The organism is Nocardioides bruguierae (assembly GCF_023656415.1).
GTDB lineage: Bacteria > Actinomycetota > Actinomycetes > Propionibacteriales > Nocardioidaceae > Nocardioides > Nocardioides bruguierae.
Map to the genome: position 1 here is coordinate 43032 of NZ_JAMOIL010000013.1, position 16188 is coordinate 59219.

At 72.8% G+C, this 16188-nt stretch carries 15 protein-coding genes; 8 read left to right on the forward strand and 7 right to left on the reverse strand.

Annotation, left to right across the window (positions count from 1 at the left end):
- Positions 1 to 193 precede the first annotated feature (193 nt).
- Complete coding sequence (locus M8330_RS11675; RefSeq protein WP_250827466.1) at positions 194 to 1546, forward strand: MATE family efflux transporter; 1353 nt, start codon at positions 194 to 196, stop codon at positions 1544 to 1546.
- A gap of 83 nt (positions 1547 to 1629) precedes the next feature.
- Here M8330_RS11675 and rplI read toward each other — a convergent pair whose 3' ends face one another.
- The 4 genes from rplI to rpsF form a co-directional block, all read right to left on the reverse strand.
- Complete coding sequence (gene rplI, locus M8330_RS11680) at positions 1630 to 2076, reverse strand: 50S ribosomal protein L9 (RefSeq protein ID WP_250055832.1); 447 nt, start codon at positions 2074 to 2076, stop codon at positions 1630 to 1632.
- A 15-nt stretch (positions 2077 to 2091) separates the two neighbouring features.
- Positions 2092 to 2328 (reverse strand): 30S ribosomal protein S18, encoded by a 237-nt coding sequence (gene rpsR, locus M8330_RS11685; protein WP_250055834.1) that lies wholly within the window; start codon positions 2326 to 2328, stop codon positions 2092 to 2094.
- 95 nt (positions 2329 to 2423) lie between these two features.
- Entirely contained in the window at positions 2424 to 2996 is a 573-nt protein-coding gene (locus M8330_RS11690) for a single-stranded DNA-binding protein (RefSeq protein ID WP_250055836.1), read from the reverse strand.
- A gap of 164 nt (positions 2997 to 3160) precedes the next feature.
- Entirely contained in the window at positions 3161 to 3451 is a 291-nt protein-coding gene (gene rpsF, locus M8330_RS11695) for a 30S ribosomal protein S6 (protein WP_250827467.1), read from the reverse strand.
- A gap of 263 nt (positions 3452 to 3714) precedes the next feature.
- On the opposite strand from rpsF, the gene M8330_RS11700 reads away from it, so the two are divergent.
- From M8330_RS11700 to M8330_RS11715, 4 genes are read left to right on the forward strand one after another with little or no spacing between them, the layout of a single operon-like run.
- A complete protein-coding gene (locus M8330_RS11700; RefSeq protein WP_250827468.1) occupies positions 3715 to 4689 on the forward strand; it encodes a serine/threonine-protein kinase in 975 nt (324 codons plus the stop codon).
- A 26-nt stretch (positions 4690 to 4715) separates the two neighbouring features.
- Positions 4716 to 5528, forward strand: coding sequence for a deoxyribonuclease IV (locus M8330_RS11705; protein ID WP_250827469.1), 813 nt, complete (start codon positions 4716 to 4718; stop codon positions 5526 to 5528).
- A 10-nt stretch (positions 5529 to 5538) separates the two neighbouring features.
- Positions 5539 to 6735, forward strand: coding sequence for a lipid II:glycine glycyltransferase FemX (locus tag M8330_RS11710; protein ID WP_308196281.1), 1197 nt, complete (start codon positions 5539 to 5541; stop codon positions 6733 to 6735).
- A gap of 7 nt (positions 6736 to 6742) precedes the next feature.
- Positions 6743 to 7888 (forward strand): alanine racemase, encoded by a 1146-nt coding sequence (locus M8330_RS11715; RefSeq protein WP_250827470.1) that lies wholly within the window; start codon positions 6743 to 6745, stop codon positions 7886 to 7888.
- A gap of 34 nt (positions 7889 to 7922) precedes the next feature.
- Here M8330_RS11715 and M8330_RS11720 read toward each other — a convergent pair whose 3' ends face one another.
- Both M8330_RS11720 and M8330_RS11725 read right to left on the reverse strand, forming a co-directional pair.
- Positions 7923 to 9434 carry a glycosyltransferase family 87 protein gene (locus M8330_RS11720; RefSeq protein WP_250827471.1) on the reverse strand — a complete coding sequence of 504 codons (1512 nt, stop codon included), beginning with the start codon at positions 9432 to 9434 and terminating at the stop codon, positions 7923 to 7925.
- A 40-nt stretch (positions 9435 to 9474) separates the two neighbouring features.
- Positions 9475 to 11865: a transglycosylase domain-containing protein gene (locus M8330_RS11725; RefSeq protein WP_250827472.1), complete on the reverse strand. Its 2391-nt coding sequence runs from the start codon at positions 11863 to 11865 to the stop codon at positions 9475 to 9477.
- 244 nt (positions 11866 to 12109) lie between these two features.
- Between M8330_RS11725 and M8330_RS11730 the strand changes: the two genes are divergently transcribed.
- The 3 genes from M8330_RS11730 (at position 12110) to M8330_RS11740 (ending at position 14715) form a co-directional block, all read left to right on the forward strand.
- Positions 12110 to 12721 carry a PadR family transcriptional regulator gene (locus M8330_RS11730; RefSeq protein ID WP_250055850.1) on the forward strand — a complete coding sequence of 204 codons (612 nt, stop codon included), beginning with the start codon at positions 12110 to 12112 and terminating at the stop codon, positions 12719 to 12721.
- A 14-nt stretch (positions 12722 to 12735) separates the two neighbouring features.
- Entirely contained in the window at positions 12736 to 13821 is a 1086-nt protein-coding gene (locus M8330_RS11735) for an inositol-3-phosphate synthase (protein ID WP_250827473.1), read from the forward strand.
- 126 nt (positions 13822 to 13947) lie between these two features.
- Positions 13948 to 14715 (forward strand): IclR family transcriptional regulator, encoded by a 768-nt coding sequence (locus tag M8330_RS11740; RefSeq protein WP_250827474.1) that lies wholly within the window; start codon positions 13948 to 13950, stop codon positions 14713 to 14715.
- A 3-nt stretch (positions 14716 to 14718) separates the two neighbouring features.
- On the opposite strand, the gene M8330_RS11745 is transcribed toward M8330_RS11740, so the two are convergent.
- Entirely contained in the window at positions 14719 to 16167 is a 1449-nt protein-coding gene (locus M8330_RS11745; RefSeq protein WP_250827475.1) for a CCA tRNA nucleotidyltransferase, read from the reverse strand.
- Positions 16168 to 16188: the final 21 nt, after the last annotated feature.

Below are 16188 nucleotides of genomic sequence, written 5' to 3' on the forward strand. Positions count from 1 at the left end.
GCCATGTCGACAAAGCTCCCCGACGCACGTTTTCCACCGATCGGCAGGAGTTTTCCACCGTTCCGGGCAGATTCTTCATCGGCCTCTCAGGAAACCGCAGGTGGGGACCCTCCCGGGGGTGTGCCTCACCCCCAGGGCTCACCGCTGGAGGGCGTCCGGCGTCGCGGTCGGAGACGCTGACTAGCCTGGTCCGGTGCCGAGCGAGACGACCCCCAGCGCTGCGCCGTCCACCCGTCGCGAGGTCGACCGGGAGATCCTCCGCCTGGCCTGGCCGGCGTTCCTCGCGCTCGTCGCCGAACCGCTGTTCCTGCTCGGCGACGCGGCCGTCGTCGGGCGCCTGGGCACCACCCCGCTGGCCGGGCTGGGCATCGCCTCGGGCCTCCTCCAGACTGTCGTCGGCGTCTGTGTCTTCCTCGCCTACGGCACGACCGCGTCGGTCTCGCGCCGCCTCGGTGCCGGGGACCGGCGGGGCGCGCTCGCCCAGGGCGTCGACGGGCTCTGGCTGGCCGTGCTCATCGGCGTGGTGGCCACCGTGGTCGCCATCCCCCTCGCCCCGTTCCTCGTCGGTCTCTTCGACCCCACCGCGGCCACCGGAGACCAGGCCGTCGCCTACCTGCGCCCGGCGCTCCTGGGCACGACGCCCTTGCTGCTGATGCTGGCGGCCACCGGCGTGCTGCGCGGTCTCCAGGACACCAGGACGCCCCTCGTCGTCGCCGTGGTCGCCAACGTCGCCAACCTCGTGCTCAACGTGCTCCTCGTGCACGGCCTCGGCTGGGGCATCGCGGGCTCCGCGTGGGGCTCGGTGCTCGCCCAGGCCGGTGCCGCCGCCGCCCTCGTGGTGGTCGTGGCGCGCGGTGCCCGCCGCGAGGGCGCCCCCCTCCGCCCGGACGCCGGCGGGGTGCTCGCGGCCGCCCGGGCCGGTGCCCCCCTCGTGGTGCGCACGCTGACCCTGCGCGCCGCGCTCCTCGCCACGACGGCAGCGGTCACGCTGGGCGCCACCGGCAACGCCCTCGACGTCGACCTCGCCGCCCACCAGCTGGCCATGACGCTGTGGACGTTCCTCGCCTTCGTGCTGGACGCGGTGGCCATCGCCGCCCAGGCCCTCACGGGCCGCAGCCTCGGCGCCGGTGACCTGGCAGGCACCCGGGCACTCACCCGCCGGATGATCGGCTGGGGGCTCGTCGGCGGGGTCGCCACGGGCGCCCTGCTCGCCGCGGCCAGCCCGTTCCTCGGCCCGCTCTTCACCCCCGACCCGGCCGTCGCCGACCGGCTCGTGCCGGTGCTGCTCGTCGCCGCCGTCCTCCAGCCCCTCGCCGGCGTCGTGTTCGTGCTCGACGGCGTGCTCATCGGCGCCGGGGACGGCTCCTACCTCGCCTGGGGCGGGCTCGCGGTGCTCGTCGTCTACCTGCCCGCTGTGCTGCTGGCCGGCCACCTCGCCGGGCTCGTCGCCGTCTGGGCGGCCTTCAGCGTCGTCTTCATGGGTGCGCGGGCCGTCGTCCTGCTCCTGCGCAACCGCTCGGGCGCCTGGATGGTCACGGGCGCCTGAGCAGCAGCCCTCCGGACGCGGACGAGGGCCGGACCCCTCGCGGGGCCCGACCCTCGTCGGATGCTGCTGCGTCGAGCGACGCGTCAGGCCTTGACGACCTCGACGGTCACCGTGGCGGCGACCTCCTCGTGGAGGCGGACGGTCACGGTGTGAGCGCCCAGCGACTTGATCGGGTTCTTGATCGCGATCGTGCGCTTGTCCACCGACTCGCCGGAGGCCGCGCCCAGGGCGTCGGCGATCTCGGCGGGGGTGACGGAGCCGAAGAGACGACCCTCGGCACCGGCCTTGACGGACACCGTGGCCTGAGCGGCCTCGAGCTTGCCCTTGACCTCGACCGCGTGGTCGAGGTCGCGGACGGCGCGGGCGCCGCGGGCGGCCTTGATGGACTCGACGGTCTTCTCAGCACCGCGGGTCCAGCGGATGGCCACGCCACGGGGGACGAGGTAGTTGCGGCCGTAGCCGTCCTTGACCTCGACGACGTCGCCGGGGCCACCGAGACCGGTGACCTCCTGGGTGAGGATGAGCTTCATGTCTCAGGCTCCTTCTCAGCGACCGGTCGAGGTGTAGGGCAGCAGGGCCACCTCACGGGCGTTCTTGACGGCGGTCGCCACGTCGCGCTGGTGCTGGACGCAGTTACCGGTCACCCGGCGAGCGCGGATCTTGCCGCGGTCGGAGATGAACTTGCGGAGCAGGGTGGTGTCCTTGTAGTCGACACCGCCCGTCTTCTCCTTGCAGAACTGGCAAACCTTCTTCTTGGGCTTGCGCATCACTGCCTTGGCCATTGTGGTGCTTCCTTTCTAGAAGCCCGCCCCGGAGTGGCTACCGGGTCGGAATGGTTGAGGTTGATGAGCTGGGTACTGCTGGTGGACGGGCCCCGTCAGAACGGGGGCTCGTCCTGACCGACGCCGGGAGCGCCCCACGGGTCGCCACCGCCGGAGCGGGACGAACCGCCGCCGCCACCGCCCCAGGAGTCGCCTCCGCCGCCACCGCGCTGCGGTGCCGGGGTGGCCCAGGGGTCGTTGGCCTGCTGGGCAGGCGCGGAGGACTGCTGGCCGCCACCGGAGTAGCCGCCACCCCCACCGCCGCGGGACATGCGGGCGACCTTGGCCGTCGCGTTGCGCAGCGACGGGCCGACCTCCTCGACGTCCATCTCGAAGACCGTGCGCTTCTCACCCTCGCGGGTCTCGTAGGAGCGCTGCTTCAGCCGGCCGTGAACGATGACGCGCATGCCCTTCTGGAGGGACTCGGCGACGTTCTCGGCGGCCTGCCGCCAGATCGCGCAGGAGAGGAACAGGCTCTCGCCGTCCTCCCACTCGTTGGTCTGCCGGTTGAACGTGCGGGGCGTCGACGCCACCCGGAAGTTCGCCACGGCCGCCCCAGACGGGGTGAAGCGCAGCTCCGGGTCGTCGACGAGGTTCCCGATCACGGTGATGACGGTCTCGCCTGCCATGGATTCTCCCAACGCGCCGACGTGAGTGCGTCGGCAACTGGTCGTGTGTGCCGGTCGCGGTGCGAGGACGATCCTGCCCTGTCGCACCGACACCCGGCGAAGGTCTTCCACAACCGTCCGTCACGTCGTCGCCGACGAGCGGCGCCGCGGACGGACGGAGAGGCTCAGTGAGCCTCGGGGCGGAGGACCTTGGTACGCAGGATGCTCTCGTTCAGGGTGAACTGACGGTCGAGCTCCTTGACCGTCGCGGGCTCGGCCTTGAGCGAGATGACCGCGTAGATCGCCTCGGAGTTCTTCTTGATCTCGTACGAGAGCCGGCGGCGGCCCCACACGTCGATCGACTCCACGGAACCACCGTCGTTGGTGACGACGGAGAGGTACTTCTCCAGCGACGGCTGGATGGTGCGCTCGTCGAGGCTCGGCTCGAGGATGACCATCACTTCATAGGCACGCACAGCGTCTCCTCCTCCTCTGGACTCAGCGGCCACGGTCTCTCCGTGGCAGGAGGGCTTGCGATCCCCGGCAGCGGCCGCACGGCCGACAGCGGGGTTCCTCGCGCTCGCACTTCCGTCGGTGGAGGCTCACGTGAGGACAGTGCAGGCTACCAGCGGGCGCGCGCCGCCCACGATTCCACGGGACGGGCTCCCCGACGCGCCCCGACGCGGCGCCCACGCGGGTCGTCCGACTGATCCTGCCTGATCAGGGGTACAACCACCCCGTGACCAGTGCCACCACCCCTCCCGCCGACGAGAAGCGGCCCACCACGCCCGTGGCCGGCTCCGTCCTGGCGGGTCGGCTCGTGCTGCGCGACCCGGTCGGCGAGGGCTCCCTCGGCCCCGTCTGGCGGGCCTTCGACCTCGAGGTCGGACGCTGGGTCGCCGCCGCTCCCCTGGAGCCCGCCGAGGTCGGCCGGGCGATCGTCGAGCACCCCCACGTGCTCGGCCTGCTCGACCACGTCCGCACCCCGGAGGGCCCCTGGGCCACGGCGCCGCTGGTCGGTGGGGGCACCGCCACCCAGCTCCTGGCCGACCACGGCCCGCTGCCGACACCGTTCGTGGCCGTGCTGCTCGACCAGCTCCTCGACGCCCTGGTGGCCGTGCACGCGGCCGGGCTGGTGCACCGCGACGTCACCACCACCAACCTGCTGCTGCGGCCCACCGGCTCGGGGCGTCCGCACCTGCTCCTCGCCGACTTCGGCCTCGCCACCCGCGCCCACGGCCGTGGGCGCATCCTGCTCGGCACCCCCGGCTACGCCAGCCCCGAGCAGGACGACGGCGCGCCACCGCACCCGCGGGCCGACCTGTACTCCGCGGGGGTCGTGGCACGCGAGCTGCTCACGGGGGCACCGCCGCCCGGCCACGGCTCGGAGCCGCCGCAGCCCACCGTGGCGGGCCCGCTGGCCGACCTGGTCGCCGAGCTGACCGCCGAGGACCCCGACGAACGTCCCCTCTCGGCCCGCGAGGCCCGGTCGATGCTCCAGGCGGCCGGGGTGCCGCCGTCCGCCCCGTGGGCCGAGGACCTCCGACCGCCGTGGGTGCCCGACCGGCTCGGGCCCGACCCCGAGCCGCCCGGCGAGGTGGCCGTGGCCGGGTCGCCCCGCGCGCAGGAGGACCGGGACGAGGCCGGCCACCGGCACCGCTGGTGGGTCCGCTGGCTCGTGGGCGGCGAGGGGAGCGACGAGCAGCCCGGGTGACGGTGCCGTCTCCTACGCTTCGGGCCATGAGCACCACCGCACCCACCGGGCCCCTGCTGGGCGCCCACGTCGACCAGACCGACCCGATCGCCGAGGCCGCCGCGCGCGGCACCACGCTGGTGCAGATGTTCCTGGGCGACCCGCAGTCCTACAAGGGCCCCGTCGTGGAGTACCCCGGCGGCGCCGAGGCGCTCCGGGCGGCCGCGCAGGAGGCCGGCGTGCAGGTGGTGGTGCACGCCCCCTACATCGTCAACGTGGCCACCACGAACAACCGGATCCGCATCCCCAGCCGCAAGCTGCTCCAGCAGCACGTGGACGCCGCGGCCGAGATCGGGGCGATCGGTGTCGTGGTGCACGGCGGGCACGTGAACAAGACCGACGACCCGGCGAAGGGCTTCGACAACTGGCGCAAGGCGATCGAGGCCACCGACCTCAAGGTCCCGGTCTGGATCGAGAACACCGCCGGCGGCGACCACGCCATGGCCCGGCGGCTCGACCGCATCGCGGGCGTGTGGGAGGCGGTCAGCAAGGCCGAGGGGTTCGAGCAGGTCGGCTTCTGCCTCGACACCTGCCACGCGCACGCCGGCGGCATCGAGCTGGGCGACGTGGTCGAGCAGGTGAAGGCGCTGACCGGCCGCATCGACCTGGTGCACTGCAACGACTCGCGCGACGAGTTCGACTCCGGCGCCGACCGGCACGCCAACGTCGGGGCCGGGGCCATCGGTGCCGACGTGCTCGCCGACGTGCTGCGGGCCGCCGGCGCCCCCGTCGTCCTCGAGACCCCGGGCGGCGCCGCCGAGCACCTGGCGGACTTCGAGGCCCTGCGCGCCCGGCTGTAACGTCACCGCCGTGCCCGCCGAGACCCTTCCCCCGCCGACGCTGCGCGTCGCCGAGATCGACCCCGCGGACCACCTCGCCTTCCTCGAGTCCCGCCCCGCGGCCAGCTTCCTCCAGACCCCGGCCTGGGGCCGGGTCAAGGCGGAGTGGCGCCGCGAGTCCGTCGGGTTCCTCGAGCAGGGCCCGGACGGCGGCGAGCGACTCGTCGGCGTCGCGCTGGTCCTCTACCGGCAGCTGCCCAAGGTGCGCCGCTACCTGGCCTACGTGCCGGAGGGGCCCGTCCTCGACGACTGGGACCGCGACCTGCGCTCGGTGCTGCCGCCCCTGGCCGCGCACCTGAAGGGTCGCGGCGCGTTCGCCGTGCGGATCGGCCCGCCGGTGGTGCTCTCGCGCTGGGACGCCAAGCAGGTCAAGGAGGGCGTCGCGGACGAGGCGGTGCGCCGCCTGCACGACATGGCACCGAGCGAGCGCAGCGCCGAGGGCGCCCGCGTGGTCTCCCAGCTCACCGAGCTGGGCTGGCGCGCGCAGGTGGCCGAGGGCGGCTTCGCGGCGGGCCAGCCGCAGTACGTGTTCCAGGTGCCGCTGACCCGCGCCGACGGCACCCCCCGCACCGAGGACGAGGTCCTCAAGGGCATGAACCAGCTGTGGCGGCGCAACATCAAGAAGGCCGACAAGCTGGGCGTCGAGGTCGCCTGCACCTCCGGGGTCGCCGAGACCCTCGAGGCCCTGGCCGACTTCCACCAGCTCTACGTGCACACGGCCGAGCGCGACCACTTCACCCCGCGTCCCCTTTCCTACTTCCGCACCATGGTCGAGGCGCTGGCCGGCGAGGGCGAGGCGCTCGGGCAGGACGACCGGCTGCGGATCTGGACCGCCCGGCACGAGGGCGACCTGGTCGCCTCCACGATCTCGGTGCGGGTCGGCACCCACGCCTGGTACTCCTACGGCGCCTCCTCCACCGAGAAGCGCGACGTGCGCGGCTCCAACGCGATCCAGTGGGCGATGATCCGCGACGCGCTCGCCCACGGCGCCCACGTCTACGACCTGCGCGGCATCACCGACACCCTGGACGCCGACGACAGCCACGTCGGCCTGATCCAGTTCAAGGTCGGCACCGGCGGTGAGGCCGTGGAGCTGGCCGGCGAGTGGGACCTGCCGCTGAACCCGCTGCTCTACAAGGCGTTCGACCTCTACATGGGTCGGCGGTGACCCTGCCGTGAGCCTCTCCCTCACCGTCGACGGCGCCCGCTGGCGCACGCACCTGCTCGACGTCGCCGCGGCGCTGCCCGGGCTCGTGCCCGTGGCCAAGGGCAACGGCTACGGCTTCGGCCTCGGCCGGCTCGCCCGCCGGGCCCAGTGGCTGCACGAGCGCGCCGTCGCGGGCGACACCGGCAGCGCCGGCACCCCGCTGGACCCGGGCGTCGCGGACACCCTGGCCGTGGGTACCTACGAGGAGCTGGGCGAGGTCGCCTCCCGCTTCGACGGCGACCTGCTCGTGCTCACCCCCTGGCGCCCGTTCGGTGCCGCGCTGGACGTGCTCGAGCACGAGCGCCTCGGCCGCCGCGTCATCCACACCCTGGGTCGCCTCGAGGACGTCGAGGACCTGCTCACCCGCCGTCCCGACGCCCGCGTCGTGCTCGAGCGGAGCACCACCATGCTGCGCCACGGGTTCAGCGCCCGCGACCTGTGGGAGGCCTCCGCCGCCCTGCGTCGCCACCCCGCGGCCCGGCTGGAAGGCGTGGCGCTGCACCTGCCGCTCGCCCAGGGCGACCACTTCTCCCAGGTCAACCGCCTGCTCACCGACGTCGTCGGCGCGGACCTGCCCGGGGCGGCCGACGGGCACGCCGGCGCCCACCGCGTGTGGGTCAGCCACCTCACCGACTCCGAGCTCGGGCGGCTGCGGCACGACTGGCCCGACCTCACCTTCCGCCCCCGCACCGGCACCCGGCTGTGGCTCGGCGACCGCGACGCCCTGCGCGTGCGCGCGCACGTCCTCGACGTGCACCCGCTCGAGCGCGGCGACGTCTACGGCTACCGCGGTCGCACGGCGCCCCGCTCCGGCCACCTGCTCGTCGTCTCCGGCGGCACCGCCCACGGCATCGGGCTGGAGGCGCCCACCGGCTCCCTCGACCTGCGCGGCCGCGCAGGCACCCTGGCCCGCGGCGGGCTGGACGCGCTCGGCCTGGTGCGCAGCCCGTTCAGCATCGACGGCACGCAGCGGCTCTTCGCGGAGCCGCCGCACATGCAGGCCTCCATGCTGTTCGTGCCCACCGGTTCCCGCGTCCCGGCGGTGGGCGACACCGTCGACGTGCGGGTCCGGTTCACCACCACGTCCTTCGACGAGGTCGTGATCGAGGGCTGAGGCCCTGACCCTCTGACGCCCGGCCCGCCCGGCCTCAGGCCCGGACGGGCAGCCGCGAGCGCAGCCGTGGCGCGGCGAGCCGGCCGGCCACGGGCCCGCGCACCGGGTCGTGGCGCGGGCTGAGCACGTCGCGGACGACGAGGCTGACGAGGTAGACCTCGCCCAGCACCCGCAGCACGATCGCGAGCCAGTAGAAGCCGGCGTCACCGCCGCCCGCGGGGGCCAGGAAGCCGCCGAGGTACCACCAGACGAAGGCGAAGTAGAGCACCTCGGTGCCCTGCCACACGACCTGGTCGCGCCACCGCGGCCGGGCCAGCGCCGCCAGCGGCAGCAGCCAGAGCACGTACTGGGGCGAGTAGACCTTGTTGACCAGCAGGAAGCCGGCCACCAGCAGGAACCCGAGCTGGGCCAGGCGGGGCGGCTCGGGCGCCACCAGCCCGAGCACCAGCACGCCCACGCACCAGGCCGCGAAGAAGACCAGCGAGACGTCGTTGATCAGGCCGATGTCGATCGTCGTGCCCGAGGCCTGCTGCGCGACCAGCCAGAGGGAGCCGAGGTCGGCGCCCCGGTCGTCGTTGAAGGACCAGAAGACGGTCCAGGGGCCGGTGCCGCCGAGCAGGGCCGGCACCTGGGCCACGACCCAGGCCGCGACCGCGGCCAGCGTGGTCAGCCCGAAGCCGGCCAGGTCGCGCCGGGGCACCGCGGCCGGGTCGATCGTGCCGCGGGGGCCGGGGCGCCGGTCGCGTCGCAGGGCGAGCACCAGCACCGCGCCGAGCAGGAACAGCGGGTACAGCTTGGTCGCCGTGCCCAGCCCGATCATCAGGCCGGTGAGCACCGGTCGGCCCCGCGCGTGCGCCCACAGCGCGCCGGCGACGAGCACGACCGCCACGAGGTCCCAGTTGACCAGCGCCGTGAGCAGCAGGGCAGGGCTCGCGGCCATGAACACCGCGTCCCACGGCCGCCCCGGGGAGACCCCGGCCAGCAGCCACACCGCCAGGAGCGTCAGCAGCGCGAACCCGGCCGCGTTGACGATGACGTAGCCGCGGATCTCCCGCTGCACGTCGAGGTCGCCGAAGAGCTGGTCCACGGAGAGCGCTGACCGGGCGTCCAGGTCCGGTACGTCGCCGGTGGCCCCGGCCAGCCACTGCGCGGCCACGGCCGTGCCCCAGGCCCAGTAGGAGATCCCGACCGGGTACTCCATCACCTGCGGGTAGCGGTCGCGGACGTCCTCGTCGGTCGAGTACGGCCAGGCCAGCTCCGCGAGGCCGCGTCCGGTGTAGAGGTAGGGCAGGTCCGAGTAGCACATGTGCGTGTAGCGCGTCGTGCCGTCGGTCCAGGTGTTCTCGTAGCAGGGCGCCTTCTGCAGCATCCCCAGCGCGAAGGTGATCGCGGTGATCGCGAGCAGCACGCGCACCGGCGTCCACCAGGGGTGCCGCCCGGCCCGCGAGCCGACCGGGCCCCCGAGGGCCTCGCTCAGCCGCCCGGCGACGGGGTCGTCCTGGGTGGGGTGGACGTGCGCGTCGCCGCGCTCCTGGCTACCGGGCACGGGGCCCACCCCACCAGAGACGCTCACGCGGTGCCAGTGCTCATGCGGCCGCACCCGTGCGGCCACCGGTGCGCCGGCGGCCGGAGCGGCGGCGCTGACGACGACGGCGCTCGGCCGTCGTCCGCCCCTGCTGGCCCGCGGCCGAGGCGCTGCCGCTCGGCTGCGTGGTCTGCGAGGGGCTGGACGAGGCGCTGGAGCCGTCGCTGGGGCACAGGACGAGGCCGCACGAGTCGCTCGCGGTCGGGTCCGTGGGGCTGGGCGAGGACGTGGGCGTCTCGCTGGCCGTCGCCGACGGGGTCTGCGTCGGCGTGGGGGTCTCGCTCGCGCTCTCGGACGGGGACTCGCTGGGCGACTCGCTGGCCGACTCGGACTCCGTCGGGGTCGGCGCGGAGGTGGTGGGCTCGTGGCCCTCGGGCGCGTCGCCGTCGACGTAGGCGGGCTCCGGGAAGTCCTCGACCTCGACGCCCTCCATCAGCCGCTCCATGACCGCCTCCCAGGTGGAGGCCGGGTAGGCGGAGCCGAAGTAGGAGGGCAGCCAGCCGTCCAGCTGGTCGTCGCCGTCACCGCGGACGTACATGACGGCCGTGGCCATGTTCGGGGTCATGCCCACGAACCACGCGGAGGAGACCTGGTCCTTGTCGTTGGTGGCCGTGCCGGTCTTGCCGCCGACCGGGCGGCCCAGCGCCAGGGCGGTGCGGCCGGTGCCGTTGTTGACGACCTGCTGCATGGCGTAGGCGGTGTCGGCGGCGACGTCCGCGCTCATGGCACGCGTGGTGTCGTCGGCGTCGTAGCGGTAGTCGACGCTGCCGTCGGCGAGCTCGACCTTCTGCACGACGTGCACGTTCGCCCGGACGCCGCCGTTGGCGATGGTCGCGTAGGCGTTGGCCATGTTGATCGCGCTGATCCGCGCCTTGCCCAGCGTCAGGAGCGTGTCGTCGCTGTTGAAGTCGCGGCTGGTGCTCGGCATGCCGGGGTAGCGCTGGTCGGCCTCGTTCGGCGGGATGCCCATCTTCTCGGCCATCCGGTAGATCTTCTGCGGGCCGTTGTCCATCGCGGCGGACATGTCGACGAAGGCGGTGTTGACCGACTGCTCGAGGGCGTAGATCGCGTTGATGGCCGAGCCGTAGTCGTTGCCCAGGCCGTCGTAGCCGGTGCCCTCGTTGCGCACCTCGAGGCCGTCGGGGAACTCGAACGGGCTGTTGCCGTCGAAGGTGTCCTTCAGCGAGAAGCCCTGGCTCAGCGCCGTGGCGAGGGTGATCGGCTTCATCGTGGAGCCGACCATGCCGCCGGCGGTGGCCCAGTTGATCTGGGACTCCAGGTAGTCCTGGCCGCCGTAGAAGCCGCGCAGCGCGCCGGTGCCGGGCTCGACGCTGGCGACCGCGACGTGCAGCTTCTTGTTCTTCTTCATGCCCTCCGGCTTGGCCTCGCGCACCCCGCGCTCGGCGGCGCGCATGGCCTTCTGCGTGAGGGTGGTGGTGACCCGCAGGCCGCCGCCGTCGATCTGGTCCTCGGTGTAGCCGAGCTGGAGCAGCTCCTTCTTCACCAGGGTGAGCATGTGGCCGCGCTGGCCGCCGTAGGTGCTCTCGCCCTCGATCTTCGGGAAGGCGGGCAGTCGCTTCTTGGCCTGGTCGGCCTGCTGCTGGGTGATGGAGCCGAGCTTGGCCATCGAGTTCAGCGTGTACTCGTAGCGGCCGATCAGCGCCTGCCGGTTCTCCTTGCCGTTGGCGGGGTCGAACCGGGTCGGGTTGTTGATCACCGAGGCGAGCACGGCGGACTCGCGCAGCGTCAGGTCCGCCGCGTCCTTGGCGAAGAAGGCCTGGGCGGCCGCCTGCACGCCGTAGGCGCCGCGACCGAAGTAGATGGTGTTGAGGTAGTTGGCCAGCAGCTCGGACTTGCTGACCTGGCGCTGCAGCTTCAGCGCGAGCAGGGCCTCCTTCAGCTTGCGGCTGTAGGACTGCTCCTGGGTCAGGTACATGATCTTGATGTACTGCTGGGTGATCGTGGACGCGCCCTGGGTGTCGTTGCCGGCCGCGTTGTTGACCACCGCGCGCAGGATGCCCTTGAAGTCGATGCCCGAGTCGGTCCAGAAGGTCTGGTTCTCGGCCGCGACCACCGCGTCCTTCATGTTCTGCGGCATCTCGTCGTAGGAGATCGAGGTGCGGTCCTGGGTGGCGAACTGACCGATCTGCGAGGAGCCGTCGGCGTAGTAGACGAACGACGTCTGCGTCTCGAAGTCCTCGTTCGGGTCGGGCAGCTCGGTGACCTGGTAGAGGTAGACGAGCGAGCCGACGCCGACCAGCGCCAGCACCAGCCCGGCCACGAGGCCCCACTTGACGACGCTCAGCAGGCGCCGCTTCCACGAGCGCTTCGGCTTCGGCGGCTTCGGCGCCTTGGTGACCGGGGGCCCCTCGGCCCGTCGCTTGCCACTCACTTCGTCGTGCTCCGTCGTTCGGGGACAGGGTGGGTCGGGGCCGGGAGCGGCCCCGAGGACGCTCCAGAACGGGCGCGCCTCGCCGGGGCGCTGACCCCGGACCGTCGTTCAGGGTACGCACACGCACCCGGGACTCCCCCCTCCGCGAGGGCGACGAGCCTCACGTCCGCGGAGCCTGCGGATCTCGGCAGATTCTCAGGACGGGTGACTAGCGCCACACGGATATATCAATACGATACGTCGTGTGACACGCCGTGCGGAGACCATCGAGCTGGCGGTCCTCGGGCTGCTGCACGAGGGCCCGATGCACGGCTACGAGCTGCGCAAGCGGCTCAACCTCATGCTGGGCTGGGGTCGCGTCCTCTCCTACGGGTCGCTCTACCCCACGCTCAAGAAGATGCTGCGCACCGGCCTCATCGAGGAGGCCGAGCTCGGGAGCGTCCGCCCGAGCCGCCGACCCCGCATCACGTACCAGCTCACGGACGACGGCCATCACAGGTTCGAGCACCTGATGACCGAGGTAGGACCGACCGCCTGGGAGGACGAGACCTTTGGCGTGCGGTTCGCATTCTTCGGCCGGACGGACATGGAGAGCCGACTGCGGGTCCTCGAGGGACGACGCAGCCGGCTCCAGGAGCGCCTGCACCGCGTGCAGGCCGACCTCGCGCGCACCCAGAAGGAGGTCGACCGCTACGCGGCCGAGCTCCAGCGGCACGGCGTGGAGTCGGTCGAGCGCGAGGTGGACTGGCTCTCCCGGCTCATCGACGCCGAGCGGCGCGGTGGGCAGCCCGGACCCGTGGATGGCGCCCACCTGCCGGCGGGCACCCCGGACGGGGGCCCGCCGGACCGCACCTGAGAAAGGACACCCACATGGGTTCTGTTCGCGTCGCCATCGCGGGAGTCGGCAACTGTGCCAGCTCCCTCGTCCAGGGCGTGACCTACTACGCCGACGCCGACCCGCGGACCACGGTCCCGGGCCTCATGCACGTCGAGCTCGGCCCGTACCACGTCGGTGACGTGGAGTTCGTGGCTGCGTTCGACGTCGACGACCTCAAGGTCGGCAAGGACCTCTCGGAGGCCATCGGCGCCTCGCAGAACAACACGATCACCTTCGCGCAGGTGCCGACCCTCGGCGTCGAGGTGCAGCGCGGCCCGACCATGGACGGCCTGGGCAAGTACTACCGCCAGACCATCGACGAGTCGCCGGCCGAGCCGGTCGACGTCGTGCAGGCGCTGAAGGACTCCGGTGCCGACGTCCTCGTCTCCTACCTGCCCGTGGGCTCGGAGGAGGCCGACAAGTTCTACGCCCAGTGCGCCATCGACGCGGGTGTCGCGTTCGTCAACGCGCTGCCCGTGTTCATCGCCTCCGACCCGGTGTGGGCCAAGAAGTTCACGGACGCGGGGGTGCCGATCGTCGGCGACGACATCAAGTCCCAGGTCGGCGCCACCATCACCCACCGCGTGATGGCGAAGCTGTTCGAGGACCGTGGCGTCGCGCTGGACCGCACCTACCAGCTCAACGTGGGCGGCAACATGGACTTCAAGAACATGCTCGAGCGCGAGCGCCTGGAGTCGAAGAAGACCTCCAAGACCCAGGCGGTCACCTCGAACCTCACCGGCGAGCTGGCCGGCAAGATCAGCGACCGCAACGTCCACATCGGCCCCTCGGACCACGTGGAGTGGCTCGACGACCGCAAGTGGGCCTACGTGCGCCTGGAGGGTCGGGCGTTCGGCGACGTGCCGCTGAACCTGGAGTACAAGCTGGAGGTCTGGGACTCCCCGAACTCCGCCGGCATCATCATCGACGCCGTGCGCGCCGCGAAGATCGCCAAGGACCGCGGCATCGGCGGCCCGATCGTCTCGGCGTCCTCGTACCTGATGAAGTCGCCCCCGGTGCAGCTGCCGGACGACGAGGGACGCCGTCGGGTCGAGGCGTTCATCGCGGACGCCGATTAGGTAGTACTGCCCGTCATGCCCCGCCGGCCCGGACCGGTGGCCTCGAGACAGGACCTCGTCCTCCTCGACCTCCGGTCCGGGCTCACGCCCCAGCTCGGGCCTTCCGCTCAGTGAGAGCATGAGGGCATGGCCGGCAACACCTCGACCCCCGGCGCCACGGTCACCTCCCGCGTGATGGCGCTGCTGGGCGCGTTCGACGAGCACCACCGCCGGCTGGGGCTGACCGAGCTCGCCCGGCGTGCCGGGGTGCCGGTGCCCACCGCGCACCGGCTCGTCGGGGAGCTCACCGCGCACGGGGCGCTCGCCCGGGACGCCGAGGGCCGGTACACGATCGGCCGGCGGGTCTGGGACCTCGGGCACCTCGCCCCCGTGCAGTCGGGCCTCGTCGAGACCGCCTCGCCGTTCCTGCACGACCTGTACGCCGCCACGCTCGTCACCGTCCACCTGGCGGTGCGCGACGGCGAGGAGTGCCTCTACCTCGACCGGCTGCGCGGCCACGCCTCGGTGCCGGTGGTCAGCCAGGTCGGCTCGCGGCTGCCGCTGCACGCCACCGGCGTGGGCAAGGTGCTGCTCGCCCACGCGCCGGCCGAGGTGCAGGAGCGGGTGCTCGCCCGGCCGCTGCGCCGCTCCACGCCGCACACGGTGGTCAACGCGCGGGTCCTGCGCACGCAGCTGGAGGCCGTCGTCCGGGACGGGTGGGCGACCACGTCCGAGGAGATGACGCTCGGGGCGGCCTCCGTCGCCGTGCCCGTGCTCCGCCGCACGGAGGAGGGTCCCGACGTCGTCGCCGCCCTCGGGGTGGTCGTGCCGCCCAAGCGGCTCCAGCGCAGCCGGCTGGTGGCGGGGCTCCAGGTGGCCGCGCAGGGCATCGGCCGCGCGCTCGGCCCGGGCTGAGGCTCAGCCCCGCGCGGCCCACCAGGCGAGCAGCTTCTCCCGGGCGACCTCGGGCTCCTGCGGGCCCTCTTCCATGCGCAGCTCGAGGAGCCACGTGTAGGCCTCGCCGACCTCGCGGCCGGGTGCGATGCCCAGGATCTCCATGATCTGGTTGCCGTCGAGGTCGGGGCGGATCGAGTCCAGCTCCTCGCGCTCGCGCAGGTCGGCGATGCGCCGCTCCAGGTCGTCGTACGTGCGCTGGAGCCGCTCGGCCTTGCGCTTGTTGCGCGTGGTCGAGTCGGCGCGGGTCAGCACGTGCAGACGCTCCAGCTGGTCGCCGGCGTCGCGGACGTAGCGGCGCACCGCGGAGTCGGTCCACTCACCGGTGCCGTAGCCGTGGAACCGCAGGTGCTGCTCGACGAGCTGGCTGACCTGCTCGGTCTCCTCGTTGGAGAACCGCAGTGCCTTCATCCGCTTGCGGGTCATCTTGGCGCCGACGACGTCGTGGTGGTGGAACGTCACCGAGCCGTCGTCCAGGAACTTGCGGGTGCGCGGCTTGCCGACGTCGTGCATGAGCGCGGCGAAGCGCGCGACGAAGTCGGGGCCCTCGAGCCGCTCGGCCTCCAGGTCGATCGCCTGCTCGAGCACGGTGAGGGTGTGCTCGTAGACGTCCTTGTGCCGGTGGTGCTCGTCGCGCTCCAGCGCCAGCGCCGGCAGCTCGGGCAGGACGCGCTCGGCCAGCCCGGTCTGCACGAGCAGCGTGAGGCCGCGCCGCGGCCAGCGGGCGCACACCAGCTTCACCAGCTCGTCGCGGACCCGCTCGGCGGAAATGATCTCGATCCGGTCGGCCATCGCGGTCATCGCGGCGACGACCTCGGGAGCGACGTCGAAGCCGAGCTGGGCGGCGAACCGGGCCGCGCGCATCATCCGCAGCGGGTCGTCGGAGAAGGACGCCTCGGGGGTGCCGGGGGTGCGCAGCAGGCCCTGGGCCAGGTCGAGCACGCCGCCGAAGGGGTCCTCGACGGTGCGCGCGGGCAGCCGCACGGCCATCGCGTTGACGGTGAAGTCACGGCGGCCGAGGTCGCCGGCGAGGCTGTCGCCGAAGTCGACGTCGGGCTTGCGGGACGACGGGTCGTAGGACTCCGAGCGGTAGGTGGTGACCTCGATCTGGAAGTCGCCCTTGCGGCAGCCGATCGTGCCGAACTCGCGGCCCACGTCCCACATGCCCTCGGCCCAGCCCTTGAGCACCCGCTCGGTCTCCTCGGGGCGTGCCGAGGTGGTGAGGTCGAGGTCGTTGTGGCGGCGGCCGAGCATGGCGTCGCGCACCGGACCACCGACGAGGGCGATCTCGTGGCCGGCCTCGGTGAACAGGCGACCCAGGTCGTCGATCACCGGGCCCAGCCGGTCCAGCTCCGCCGTCACGGCGCGCTGCACCTCGACGATGCTCACGGGGGTGGGGTCGGTCTCCGGCACGGCGGACCACTCTAGTGAAGA

Bases quoted from the DNA above. Each gene is read 5' to 3' on its own strand.
- rplI (WP_250055832.1), bottom strand. From the start codon at position 2,076: ATGAAGCTCATCCTCACCCAGGAGGTCACCGGTCTCGGTGGCCCCGGC.
- M8330_RS11740 (WP_250827474.1), top strand. From the start codon at position 13,948: ATGGCCGGCAACACCTCGACCCCCGGCGCCACGGTCACCTCCCGCGTG.
- M8330_RS11735 (WP_250827473.1), top strand. From the start codon at position 12,736: ATGGGTTCTGTTCGCGTCGCCATCGCGGGAGTCGGCAACTGTGCCAGC.
- rpsR (WP_250055834.1), bottom strand. From the start codon at position 2,328: ATGGCCAAGGCAGTGATGCGCAAGCCCAAGAAGAAGGTTTGCCAGTTC.
- M8330_RS11705 (WP_250827469.1), top strand. From the start codon at position 4,716: ATGAGCACCACCGCACCCACCGGGCCCCTGCTGGGCGCCCACGTCGAC.
- M8330_RS11690 (WP_250055836.1), bottom strand. From the start codon at position 2,996: ATGGCAGGCGAGACCGTCATCACCGTGATCGGGAACCTCGTCGACGAC.